12 protein-coding genes are annotated in these 11,317 nt (G+C 66.8%); 4 read left to right on the forward strand and 8 right to left on the reverse strand.

Features of this window, described 5'->3' with window-relative positions; genetic code table 11:
- Positions 1-15: 15 nt before the first annotated feature.
- From HT579_14285 to HT579_14300, 4 genes are all read right to left on the reverse strand, one after another.
- A complete protein-coding gene (locus tag HT579_14285) occupies positions 16-975 on the reverse strand; it encodes a ketoacyl-ACP synthase III (protein ID QKS29982.1) in 960 nt (319 codons plus the stop codon).
- A gap of 1 nt (position 976) precedes the next feature.
- Complete coding sequence (plsX, locus tag HT579_14290; GenBank protein QKS29983.1) at positions 977-1,990, reverse strand: phosphate acyltransferase PlsX; 1,014 nt, start codon at positions 1,988-1,990, stop codon at positions 977-979.
- A gap of 63 nt (positions 1,991-2,053) precedes the next feature.
- Positions 2,054-2,233, reverse strand: a complete 180-nt coding sequence (rpmF, locus tag HT579_14295) for a 50S ribosomal protein L32 (GenBank protein ID QKS29984.1) — start codon at positions 2,231-2,233, stop codon at positions 2,054-2,056.
- Positions 2,234-2,254: 21 nt separating this feature from the next.
- Positions 2,255-2,749 carry a DUF177 domain-containing protein gene (locus tag HT579_14300; protein ID QKS29985.1) on the reverse strand — a complete coding sequence of 165 codons (495 nt, stop codon included), beginning with the start codon at positions 2,747-2,749 and terminating at the stop codon, positions 2,255-2,257.
- Positions 2,750-2,865: 116 nt separating this feature from the next.
- Between HT579_14300 and maf the strand changes: the two genes are divergently transcribed.
- Together maf and HT579_14310 are read left to right on the forward strand one after the other, a co-directional pair.
- Positions 2,866-3,456, forward strand: coding sequence for a septum formation inhibitor Maf (maf, locus tag HT579_14305; protein ID QKS29986.1), 591 nt, complete (start codon positions 2,866-2,868; stop codon positions 3,454-3,456).
- A 10-nt stretch (positions 3,457-3,466) separates the two neighbouring features.
- Positions 3,467-4,177, forward strand: coding sequence for an SAM-dependent methyltransferase (locus tag HT579_14310; protein ID QKS29987.1), 711 nt, complete (start codon positions 3,467-3,469; stop codon positions 4,175-4,177).
- A gap of 171 nt (positions 4,178-4,348) precedes the next feature.
- On the opposite strand, the gene HT579_14315 is transcribed toward HT579_14310, so the two are convergent.
- Genes HT579_14315 through HT579_14330 form a run of 4 tightly spaced genes read right to left on the reverse strand, consistent with a single transcriptional unit; the run spans position 4,349 to position 7,263 of the window.
- Positions 4,349-5,299: a S49 family peptidase gene (locus HT579_14315; protein ID QKS29988.1), complete on the reverse strand. Its 951-nt coding sequence runs from the start codon at positions 5,297-5,299 to the stop codon at positions 4,349-4,351.
- Positions 5,296-5,655 (reverse strand): Rieske 2Fe-2S domain-containing protein, encoded by a 360-nt coding sequence (locus HT579_14320; GenBank protein QKS29989.1) that lies wholly within the window; start codon positions 5,653-5,655, stop codon positions 5,296-5,298. The genes HT579_14315 and HT579_14320 overlap by 4 nt, the downstream gene beginning before the upstream one ends.
- Positions 5,634-6,290 carry an HAD-IIIA family hydrolase gene (locus HT579_14325; GenBank protein QKS29990.1) on the reverse strand — a complete coding sequence of 219 codons (657 nt, stop codon included), beginning with the start codon at positions 6,288-6,290 and terminating at the stop codon, positions 5,634-5,636. Before HT579_14325 ends, HT579_14320 begins: the two co-directional genes overlap by 22 nt.
- Entirely contained in the window at positions 6,274-7,263 is a 990-nt protein-coding gene (locus tag HT579_14330) for an RluA family pseudouridine synthase (GenBank protein QKS29991.1), read from the reverse strand. Before HT579_14330 ends, HT579_14325 begins: the two co-directional genes overlap by 17 nt.
- A 403-nt stretch (positions 7,264-7,666) precedes the next feature.
- Between HT579_14330 and HT579_14335 the strand changes: the two genes are divergently transcribed.
- Together HT579_14335 and HT579_14340 are read left to right on the forward strand one after the other, a co-directional pair.
- Positions 7,667-10,543 (forward strand): Rne/Rng family ribonuclease, encoded by a 2,877-nt coding sequence (locus HT579_14335; GenBank protein QKS29992.1) that lies wholly within the window; start codon positions 7,667-7,669, stop codon positions 10,541-10,543.
- 111 nt (positions 10,544-10,654) lie between these two features.
- Positions 10,655-11,257, forward strand: coding sequence for a DUF3299 domain-containing protein (locus HT579_14340; GenBank protein QKS29993.1), 603 nt, complete (start codon positions 10,655-10,657; stop codon positions 11,255-11,257).
- Positions 11,258-11,317: the final 60 nt, after the last annotated feature.

Consider the following 11,317-nt stretch of genomic DNA (forward strand, 5'->3'; position numbering starts at 1 on the left):
CCTCCTAGCCCCGTTTCATAGCTGCAACAACACCGCGCCCCAGGTGAAGCCGCCACCGACCCCCTCGAGCATCACCCGCTGTCCGCTGCGGATGCGGCCGTCGCGCATGCCCTCATCGAGCGCCAGCGGCACCGATGCCGCAGAGGTGTTGCCATGCCGGTCGACGGTGACCATCACCTTGTCCATCGGCATCTTCATCCTCTTGGCCGTCGCCTCGAGTATGCGCACGTTGGCCTGGTGCGGAATCAGCCAGTCGATGGCAGAAGACGGCACGCCGGCAGCCGCACAGCACTCCTCGGCCACTTCGGAGAGAACGCGGACGGCGAACTTGAACACCGCCTGCCCGTCCATGCGCAGGAAGGGATCGCCGACGACCTGGCCGCCGCAGATGCTGCCGGGAACCGACAGGATGTCGTGGTGGGCGCCGTCGGCATGCAGCGCGGTCGCCAGGATCCCGGGCTGCTCCGCGGCTTCGAGAACGACGGCACCGGCACCGTCGCCGAACAGCACACAGGTGCCGCGGTCGGACCAGTCAAGGATGCGCGAGAAGACCTCGGCACCGACGACCAGCGCCCGCCGGTGACTACCCGAACGGATGAACTTCTCGGCAATCGTCAGCGCATAGACAAAGCCGCTGCAGACGGCCTGCACGTCAAACGCCGTCGCCGTACGGTTGCCGAGCTTGCATTGCAGCAGACAGGCGGTACTGGGAAAGATGAAGTCCGGCGTCGAGGTGGCGACGATGATCAGGTCGATGTCGGCCGCCGTCCGACCGGCTGCCTGCAGCGCCCGCTGGCTCGCCTCGAGGCCAAGGTCGCTCGCCGTCTGTCCGTCCGCAGCCAGATGGCGGAAGCGAATTCCGGTGCGACTGGTGATCCATTCATCGTTCGTCTCGATCCCCCGGCGCGCGAGATCGTCGTTGCTGACGGCCGGCCCTGGCAGGAAGCTGCCAACCCCTGCAATGCGGGAGAACATGCTATGCGGTCTCCTGGAGTGGTCGTTGTGGCGCCATCCGCTCGCTGATGCGAGCGAGAACACCATTCCTGGCCTCATCGGCCGCCCGCTTCAGTGCGCAGGTGAAAGCCAGGGTGTCTGCCGAGCCATGACTCTTGACGACGATGCCGCGCAGGCCCAGCAGCGTCGCGCCATTGTACTGCCGGTGGTCCACCCGCTTCTTGAACCGCTGCAGCACCGGCAGTGCCAGCAAGGCGAGCAGCCGCGTCAGAAGGCTGCGGCGAAACTCCTGGCGGAGGAAGGTCGCCAGCAACTGCGCCAGTCCCTCCGACGCCTTGAGCGCCACGTTGCCCACGAAGCCGTCACAGACCACGACGTCGGCGGCTCCCTTGTAGACGCCGTCGCCCTCGACGTTGCCGACGAAGTTCAGCCCCGACTCGGCAAGCAGGTCGGCCGCGCGCTTTACGACATCGTTGCCCTTGATGTCCTCCTGTCCAATGTTCAGGATACCGACCGTCGGTCGCTCCCGATGCTCGACCGCAGCGACCAGCGAGGCGCCCATGATGCCGAACTGCAGCAGGTGCTCCGGGCTGCAATCGACGTTCGCGCCGAGGTCGAGTACATGCGTGTGGCCGGTCAGCGTCGGCAGGACGGCGCAGATCGCCGGCCGCTCGATCCCCGGCAGCATCTTCAGGACAAAGCGCGACATCGCCATCAGGGCGCCGGTATTGCCCGCCGAAACGCAGGCATCGGCCTCGCCCTGCTTGACCAGGTTGATCGCCACCCGCATCGATGAGTCCTTCTTGTTGCGCAGCGCCAGCGACGGGGACTCATGCATGCTGACGACTTCGGTCGCGTGCCGCACGGAGATGCGGCCGACGGCGGCATCGCCGAGAAAGGGCTTGATGCCTTCGGCCAGCCCGACGAGGATGACGCGCACGTCGGGATGGTCGCCGACGAAGCCCAGCGCCGCCGGAACCGTCACCGGCGGACCGTGGTCGCCACCCATGCAGTCGATTGCGACGGTGATGCTCATGCGCCGGCAGGCCGCTGTGGCTCAGTCAAGACAACGCGCCGTTGCCGAACTGGTGCGGCAGGATCACGCAGCCGAACCCCGGGTCACTTTCTTGCCGCGATAGAAACCGCTCGGGCTGATGTGATGACGCAGGTGAACCTCGCCGGTCGTCGGCTCTGTCGCCAGCGGCAGGCCGGGCAGTGAATCGTGCGCACGATGCATGCCGCGCTTCGACGGCGACTTCTTGTTCTGTTGAACAGCCATGAAAAACTCCTAATTTGAGATTCAATCGACCTTGCCTTGCAGCCCGGCCAAAACCGAAAACGGTGACACACGCGCCGCCTCCATCCTGCCTCCAGGCAGCGCGCAATTCTCGTGCCGCGGCGCTGTCGGCAGCGCCAGCAGGATCTCGTCCTCGACCAGTACGGCCACATCGAGGGCATTCTGATGCGGCAGAAAGTCCTTCGCATCGTCTTCCAGCTCGTCCTGCGTCAAATCCTCTTCGTCGCCAACGAACTCCAGGAGGCTGCGCAAGTGCAGCGGGTACTCATACGCCTCGAGACAGCGCTGGCAGCACAGCGCGAGACTGCCATCGACCGTCAACAGCAACTGCGAGCGCCCGCTTGCTCCGCGCCGTCCATCGATGCGGAAGCTCAGGCTGCCGCTCGAATCGGTCAGCAGGTCATGCAGGCGGGTAAGCGTCGCGACGAGCACTTCGCCCTGCAGCGAGCCCTCCTCACGGCCAAACTCCTGACTGTCGATAACAACGGGTCGCGACATAAGGCGCGCATGATATTATCTTCGGGTATTGAAGTCAAAGCCACGCAACGGCCAGCAGCGAATCGACGCCGTCCCTCGGCCCGATACGGTGCCGGCGCGCGGCGACCGCCCGCCCGATGACGACGCCACAGCTGATCCTTGCCTCCACCTCCCCCTTTCGGCGCGACCTCCTGGCGCGCCTCGGGCTGCCCTTTGCCACGGCGAACCCGGCAGTCGACGAAGCGATGCTGCCCGGCGAATCCCCGGAGGATGGCGCGCTGCGCCTCTCGGAGGCGAAGGCCCGGGCCGTCGCCGGCATGCACCCGGCAGCGCTGATCATCGGCAGCGACCAGGTCGCCTGTCTCGACGGCCGGGTTTTCGGCAAACCGCTGACGCACGCGAATGCCGTGCGCCAGTTGCAGACGATGCGTGGCCGCCAGGTCAATTTCTTTACTGGCCTCTGCCTGCTGCACGCGCCAAGCGGACGGGTGCATTGCCGCGGCGTACCGACCCTGGTCAGCTTCCGCGACCTGAGCGATGCGGAAATCGAGCGCTACCTGCAGCTCGAGCAACCGTACAACTGTGCCGGCAGTGCCCGCGCCGAAGGGCTCGGGATCGCACTGATCGCGCGCATCGACGGCCCGGATCCGAACGCGCTCATCGGCCTTCCGTTGATCGCCCTCTGCGACCTGCTGCGACGCGAAAACGTCTCGCCGCTGCAGCCATGACGGCAGCCGGATGAAGGCGGGCCGGCTCTATCTGGTGCCGGTACCGCTGGGGCAGACTGCGCCCGCCGCGGTGCTGCCGGCAGCGGTCCTCGGCTGCGCCCGCCGGCTGCGGTATTTCGTCGCCGAGAACGCGAAGGCAGCGAGGGTCTTCCTGAAGGCACTGCCTGCCGACACGCCACTGCAGCAGATCAGCGTCGGCGAACTCAACCGGCACACGCAGGCCGACACGCTGACGCAACTGCTGGCACCGGTGCTGGCCGGCAACGACCTCGGCCTGATCTCCGAAGCCGGCTGCCCGGCGATCGCCGACCCTGGCGCCGACCTGGTTGCCCTGGCCCATGACATGGGAGTCGAGGTGGTGCCGCTGGTCGGTCCGTCGTCGGTCCTCCTCGCCTTGATGGCATCCGGCCTCAACGGCCAGAGCTTCACCTTCCACGGCTACCTGCCGAGCGAAGCGGGCGCCCGCGAGCAACGGCTGCGCGACCTGGAGAGGGAATCGCGGCAGCAGCGACGAACACAGATCTTCATCGAAACACCATACCGCAACCGCCAGTTGCTGGCATCGCTGCTCGCCGTCTGCGCACCGGCGACACGCGTCTGCATCGCCACCGACCTGACGATGGCGGGCGAACTCGTCTGCACGCGCGCGGTCGCCGAATGGCGGCGACAGACGCTGCCGGAGATCAACCGCCGACCGACGGTCTTCCTCCTGCACGCCTGACCCGGTGCCAGCCACCCCAGGCTGGCGGGCGACCCTGCCGCAGCGCCGCGGGCGCAGCACTTTTCACGCGCCGCCGGATGTCGCGCACCAGCAACCGTTCCCCCACCGATCCAGCACCTCGCATGCTGGGCCAGTCATCCAGGGCGGCCGCCGACGTTGCCTGACAAACGCTCAGCGCAGGACGGGACGGGCGAAGTCGAACGCGGATCCGAGCGCCCCATCCCTCGTATCGGCCCTCAGGCGCCGGGCAAGACGTTCGGCAAGGCTGTCCTTGACCGTGTACTCGACCAAACGGTCGGCCTTGATCACGTCGCGCGCCACCGAGCCAACCGTGCCGAGACCGTCGGCCAGGCCGAGGCTGACGCTCTGGCTGCCGGTCCACATCAGGCCGGAAAAGAGCTCCGGCGTCTCCCGCAGGCGATTGCCACGCCCGCGCCGGACGACTTCGATGAACTGCTGGTGAATCTCCCGCAGCAGCACCTGTGCGTGCTCCTTCTGCTTCACGTCCTGCGGCGAGAACGGATCGAGAAAGCCCTTGTTCTCTCCGGCAGTCAGCAAACGACGCTCGATGCCCAGCTTCTCCATCGTACCGGTAAAGCCGAAAGCGTCCATCAGGACACCGATCGAACCGACGATGCTCGCCTTGTCCACGAAGATCTTGTCGGCGGCGACGGCCACATAGTAGCCGCCGGAGGCGCAGACGTCCTCGACCACGGCGTAGAGCGGAATCTGCGGATGCGCCGTGCGCAGACGCAGGATCTCGTCGTGCACGATGCCGGCCTGCACCGGGCTGCCGCCCGGGCTATTCACGCGCAGGATCACACCGGCGGTCCGCTTGTCCGCGAAGGCCGCTTCGAGTGCGTCGTTGAGGTTCTGCGCACTGGCCTCGCCCTGCGCCTCGATGGTGCCCCGCAGGTGGATGACCGCCGTGTGCCGGCGGTCGGCCAGTTGCTCGGAATCTCCCCAGTCCATCAGCAGCGCCGGCAGTGCGATCAGGTAGGCCAGACCGGCAAGCTTGAAGAAGATCCCCCAGCGCCGCTTGGCCCGCTGCTCGTGCAACGTCGCAAAGGCAACCTTCTCCAGCAACTGCCGTTCCCAGGGTGGTTCTTCAGGCGTACTCAAGGCTCGTGCTCGCTCGGGGTTAGATAGACCGCACCATCACGTTCTTCGACGGCGACCGGCGCCAGCCCGCGACCGTTGCAGCGACCACCGAGGCAACGGCCATCTGCCGGCGAGTAGAGGGCGCCGTGTGTTGCGCAGATCAAGTATACCTTGGAATCGTCAAACAACTCGTTGTGCTGCCAGTCGAGTTCGACCGGCAGATGCCCGCAGCGATTGACATAGGCACGCACGCGACCGTCGAAGCGGACGGCGAAGGCCGGTGCGGCCACCCCACGCCGCTCGATCGTGAAGCGGACGCCGCGGCCACCGTCCTGCAACTCGCAGGACGGACAGATCAGGCGTGCGTCCGCAGCCATGCAGCCAGTTCGGAGAGGTGGTGCACCCGCGCCAGCGGCTGCATGGCGTCGAGGGCCGCCGCCGGGTGCGCGCCGTAGGCAACCGCCAGGCAGGCTACCCCAGCGTTGTGCGCCATCTGCAGGTCGTGCGTCGTATCACCGATCATCAGCGCCCGTTCGCCATCGACGGCCAGCTCGTCGAGCAGTTCCTCGAGCATCTGCGGATGCGGCTTGGAGAAACACTCGTCGGCGCAGCGCGAAGCGTGGAAGAATGGGCCGAGGCCACTGTGCTGCAGGGCGCGTGCGAGACCCAGGCGACTCTTGCCGGTGGCGACGGCCAGCAGATGGCCCGCCGCCGACAGCTCGGCGATCAGTTCGGCAGCGCCGGCGAACAACTGCAGCTCGTGATCGCGCGCCAGATAGTGATGCCGGTAACGATCGACGAGCTGCGGGTAGCGGCTCTCCGGCAGATCCGGCAGCGCATGCTGCAGAGCATCGCGCAAGCCCAGTCCGATGACGTGCCGCGCCCGTTCCGTCGGCGGAGGCGGCAGCTCGAGGTCGCGACAGGCGGCACTGATGGCTTCGACGATGGCCGCCGCCGAGTCAAGGAGCGTACCATCCCAGTCGAAGACCAGCAGCTCAAATCTTCTCGCCATGATCCTGCCTCTCGCGTGCCGCAACCGACTGCAGAAAACCCGCCAGCGCTGGCGGCAGCGCCGCCTCGAGCCGCAGTTCGCCGCCCGCCAGCGGGTGCGGCAGACGCATCAGCGACGCATGCAGGAACATGCGCTTCAGTCCCTCTCGGGCCAGGACCCTGTTGAGGGCAAAGTCACCATACTTCTCGTCACCGGCAACCGGATGACCAAGGTGAGCGAGATGGACGCGAATCTGGTGGGTGCGCCCGGTCCGCAGCTCTGCCTCGAGCAGGCTGAAGCGCTGCCAGCGCGCCAACAGACGGAAGACCGTGTGCGCTGCCCGTCCTTCATCGGCGACCCGCACGCGCCGTTCCCCAGAAACGAGCAGGTACTTCAACAACGGCAGGCGAACATGGCGCAGCGGCTCCATCCAGCGCCCGGCCACCAGCACCAGGTAGCGCTTGTCCGCCACCCGCCCCGCGCTGCCGCCGGCAGCAGCGCGAAACATCTCGTGCAGGGCGAGCAGCATCGAACGCTTCTTGCCGACGAGGAGGATCCCCGAGGTCTCGCGATCGAGCCGGTGCGCCAGTTCGAGAAACCTCGCCTGCGGCCGCTGCTGCCGCAGCGCCTCGATGACGCCGAAGCTCTCTCCGCTGCCGCCATGAACGGCGACGCCGGCGGGCTTGTCGACCACCAGCAAGGCATCGTCCTCATAAAGGACCGGCAAGTGCAGGCTGCGTTCGGCCGCCACCACCACATCTTCGGCGCTGCCGATGCGCAACGGCGGAATGCGCAGCAGGTCGCCGCTCTGCAGGCGATGCGAGACTTCCACCCGGCGGCCATTGACCCGCACCTGGCCGCTGCGGACAATGCTGTAAACGTGGCTCTTTGGCACCCCCTTGCAGAGCTTCAGCAGCAGGTTGTCAACCCGTTGGCCGTGCTCGTTCTCGCCGATAAGCTGTTGGGTGACAGAGTTTTTGCCAACTTGGGCCATTTTGAATATACTTCAGTTGATTTGCGTCGTCGGTTGAAGGATGTCTTGAGCCCGGCGGCCAGCGAGCGATGCCGATACCAAAGCCCCAGCGGCGCGCTTTCCGGCATGCGCCAGCCGACTGCTCTGCGCCCCGCTGCGCAACCCTCGCTGAACGCTGATCACCTGGTTAAGTTCGCTCACCACAAAGTAGCGATACTACTTGAACTGCGCGCGCCTGGCATCTGCGGAATCGCCCTGGCAACTTCCCGAAACCTTCCAAGTCAAGGCCCGATGAGCATGCGGGTCAGCGAGATGGCATCGCTGCTTCCATTGCCGACGAGATTTTCGAGTGTCCCGGAGACACCGGTTCCGTTGCTGCCCACACGAGGCGCAGCCCATACAAGAGCGCGCGGGAGCCCCACGAATGAAACGAATGCTGTTCAACGCAACACAGGCCGAAGAGCTGCGTGTCGCCATCGTCGACGGTCAGAAACTCATTGACCTGGACATCGAATCCGCCAACAAGGAGCAAAGAAAGAGCAACATTTATAAAGCGGTCATCACGCGCATCGAGCCCAGTCTGGAGGCGGCGTTTGTCGACTACGGAGCGGAACGGCACGGTTTTCTGCCATTCAAGGAAGTTTCGCGCGCCTACTTCCAGCCCGCGGTTGACGCCGGTCGGGCGACGATCAAGGAAGCGCTGCGTGAGGGCCAGGAACTGATCGTCCAGGTCGACAAGGATGAGCGAGGCAACAAGGGGGCGGCGCTGACCACCTTCGTCAGCCTCGCCGGCCGCTATCTGGTGCTGATGCCCAACAACCCGCGCGGCGGCGGCGTCTCACGCCGCGTCGAGGGCAGCGAGCGAACCGAACTGCGCGAGGTGATGGACCAGTTGCCGGTGCCGCCCGGCATGAGCCTGATCGCCCGCACGGCGGCCATCGGACGCGGCAGCGAAGAGCTGCAATGGGACCTCGGTTACCTGTTGCAACTGTGGAAGGCGATCGAGGACGCAGCGCAGTTGCAACAGGGAGCCTTCCTCATCTACCAGGAGGGCAGTCTCGTCATCCGTGCCATCCGCGACTATTTCCAGCCCGACATCGGCGAGATCCTGATCGACACCGACGAGGTCTTCGATCAGGCGCAGCAGTTCATGGCGCACGTCATGCCGGGAACGGTCAACCGCATCAAGCGCTACCGCGACGATGTCCCGCTCTTCTCGCGTTTCCAGATCGAACACCAGATCGAGTCCGCCTACTCGCGCCAGGTTGGCCTGCCGTCGGGCGGCGCCATCGTCATCGACCACACCGAAGCGCTGGTATCGGTCGACGTGAACTCGGGCCGGGCAACGCGCGGCGCCGACATCGAGGAGACGGCGCTGAAGACCAACCTCGAAGCGGCCGAGGAAGTCGCACGGCAGTTGCGCCTGCGCGACCTTGGCGGGCTGATCATCATCGACTTCATCGACATGGAGAACCAGCGCAATCAGCGCGAGGTCGAGAACCGTGTGCGCGAAGCGTTGCGCTTCGATCGCGCCCGCGTGCAGACCGGCAAGATCAGCCGTTTCGGACTGCTCGAACTGTCACGACAGCGCCTGCGGCCGGCGCTCGCCGAGACGAGCTACATCCCATGCCCGCGCTGCTCGGGAACCGGCCACATCCGCAGCACCGAGTCGGCCGCCCTGCACATCCTGCGCATTCTTGAAGAGGAGGCGATGAAGGACAACACCGCCGCCGTGCATGCGCAGGTACCGGTCGATGTCGCCACCTTCCTGCTGAACGAGAAGCGGACCGACGTGCAGGCGGTCGAACTGCGGCACAAGGTCGCCATCCTGCTGATTCCCAACATCCATCTCGAGACGCCGCAGCACACGGTCCTGCGGGTTCGCCACGATGCGACGGGACAGGAAGAACTGCAGCAGGTGTCGTACCGCATGGTCGCACTGCCGACGGCGGACGACGGCAGCGACGCGGCGGCTGCGGGAGCGTCCCAGGCACCCCGCGCCGAAGCAGCGATCAAGGGAATCACGCCCGCGCAGCCAGCACCGCTGGTCGCCGAGGCGGCTGCAACAACCCCGGTCGACAGCCCCAGAACGGATACGGCGGCGAGCCGCTTCCTGAAGCGGATCGTTTCCTGGTTCCGCCACAAGGAGGCACCCGTGAGCACGAACCAAGACGTGTCGTCCAGGGCAGCCGCAGCGCTCCCGGCGGAGACCGGGACGGTGCGTGACGGCCGCCGAAGTGGTGGCAGCACGCCACGCGGGCCGCGCCGCGACGACAGTCGCGAGGCTGGCGAGACCCGAAGCAGCCGGGAGCAGAAGGAATCGCTGCCGGCGAGCCGCGGCGAAGCCCAGAAGCCGCGCGAGCCCCGCCAGCCTCGCGAGGCACGCGAGCCTGGAACCGGCCGCGAGCCGGCGGTCGCCCGCGAACCACGCCGGCAGCGCAGCGAGCGCAGACCACCGGCAACCGAGAACGCCAATGGCAACGACCAGGCCCTGCTCGCGTCCGTCGCGACGATGCCGGTCACACCTGCAGTGGGCGAGCAGAACGGTGATGAGTCCGCCAACCCAGCCCGTCGCCGCGGTCGCCGCGGTGGTCGCCGCGAGCGCGGCGAGAGGGCCGAAACCCGACCGGCCGACACTGTCGAGACAGCTTCCGAAGTCGGCAGCAGCGCGCGCGTCGCCGGCGCCGACCGCCGCGCGGCCCCCCCACCGGCAGCAGAATCGGTCGTCAGCGATGTCACGCCGACGAGCCCAATGCCGGAGCTGCCTGCGGGCGACCACGGCAGCGCAGCGACCGCAGAACCGGGCGCCGAGACGACGGCTGCGCCGGTGCCGGCGGTCGATTCCGTGCCAGCGGTCGCCAGCCAGGCGGCTGGCGCGACGGAGACGATCGTCGCGCCACCGCCGATTGCCGTCATGGCCACCCCGACGGCGCCGCCGCCAGATGTTGCCGGCGCCATCACCGAGGTGCCACCTGCCGAGTCGGCTCCCGCGATGGCGGCCGACCCACCGGCCGCCACTGCCATGCTTCATCGCGACGCGACCGCAGCGCCCCAGGAAGCTGCTGCGGCCACGGCCGCCGAGCCCGGCCCTGCGCATATCTGCAGCGGCGCGTCGATCAACGGTCAGCAGGCGCTCGAGGGGAGCGGCCTGATCATGGTCGAAACCAGGCACCCCACGGCACTGGCGGCGATGCCGACAACGCCTGACGAAGCCAGCGGGACAGCACGCCCGGTGCGACGGCGCCGGCCGCCGGTGGTCATTGTTGACGAACCGATGGTGATGGTGGAAACGCACAAGTAGCAGCACGCTCACCGTCCGGCAGGCGTTGTTGCAGCGCTCAAGACCCCGCTGTCACGAGCGCAGACGACAATGCTGCCCGGCGCCAGGGCGAGAACCCGGAAAATACGATCAATGCCACTCCTACTTGCCATCTGTTTCGGCCTCACCATACTCCTGTCGCAGCCAAACGAAGCGCAGGCGCAGCGCAAGGAAACGAAGCCGGCCGAGTACCGTGTCGGCGAACGCCTGCCGGACGACCGGAAGGGTGCGCAAGGCTACCGCCTGATCGGCTGGGACGATCTGATACCGAAGGGCTGGGATCCGATGGCGGCTTTCAAGGGTCTCGACCTCGCTCGCCTGCAGGACAGCGACCCGAAGGCACAGGAGGCGCTCGAGAGCGCACGCCGCCTGTGGGACCAGGCACCGGTCGAGAAGGCAATGAACGGACAGCGGGTCCGCATCGCCGGCTTCGTCGTGCCGCTCGAGCGTCGCGGCGAGCAGGTCAGCGAATTCCTGCTGGTGCCCTACTTCGGCGCTTGCATCCATGTACCGCCGCCTCCGGCCAACCAGATCATCCATGTCGTCGCCGAAAGGCCCGTCAGCGGCGTGCGCACCATGGACGCGATGTGGGTCAGCGGCACGCTCGGACTCGATCGCACCGACACCGGCATGGGCGTCGCCGGCTACCGAATGCGCGGCGACGCCTTCGAGCCTTATACTAGGCCGCGCTCCTGAAGCCTTCTGCAAGCAACAGTGGCTGCCTGATCCAGTGCACCGCAGGTATCCCGCCCAATC

This window comes from Candidatus Accumulibacter similis (assembly GCA_013347225.1).
Lineage (GTDB): Bacteria > Pseudomonadota > Gammaproteobacteria > Burkholderiales > Rhodocyclaceae > Accumulibacter > Accumulibacter similis.

Bases quoted from the DNA above. Each gene is read 5' to 3' on its own strand.
- maf (QKS29986.1), top strand. From the start codon at position 2,866: ATGACGACGCCACAGCTGATCCTTGCCTCCACCTCCCCCTTTCGGCGC.
- HT579_14320 (QKS29989.1), bottom strand. From the start codon at position 5,655: ATGGCTGCGGACGCACGCCTGATCTGTCCGTCCTGCGAGTTGCAGGAC.
- HT579_14285 (QKS29982.1), bottom strand. From the start codon at position 975: ATGTTCTCCCGCATTGCAGGGGTTGGCAGCTTCCTGCCAGGGCCGGCC.
- HT579_14300 (QKS29985.1), bottom strand. From the start codon at position 2,749: ATGTCGCGACCCGTTGTTATCGACAGTCAGGAGTTTGGCCGTGAGGAG.
- HT579_14335 (QKS29992.1), top strand. From the start codon at position 7,667: ATGAAACGAATGCTGTTCAACGCAACACAGGCCGAAGAGCTGCGTGTC.
- HT579_14330 (QKS29991.1), bottom strand. From the start codon at position 7,263: ATGGCCCAAGTTGGCAAAAACTCTGTCACCCAACAGCTTATCGGCGAG.
- HT579_14310 (QKS29987.1), top strand. From the start codon at position 3,467: ATGAAGGCGGGCCGGCTCTATCTGGTGCCGGTACCGCTGGGGCAGACT.
- HT579_14325 (QKS29990.1), bottom strand. From the start codon at position 6,290: ATGGCGAGAAGATTTGAGCTGCTGGTCTTCGACTGGGATGGTACGCTC.
- rpmF (QKS29984.1), bottom strand. From the start codon at position 2,233: ATGGCTGTTCAACAGAACAAGAAGTCGCCGTCGAAGCGCGGCATGCAT.
- plsX (QKS29983.1), bottom strand. From the start codon at position 1,990: ATGAGCATCACCGTCGCAATCGACTGCATGGGTGGCGACCACGGTCCG.
- HT579_14340 (QKS29993.1), top strand. From the start codon at position 10,655: ATGCCACTCCTACTTGCCATCTGTTTCGGCCTCACCATACTCCTGTCG.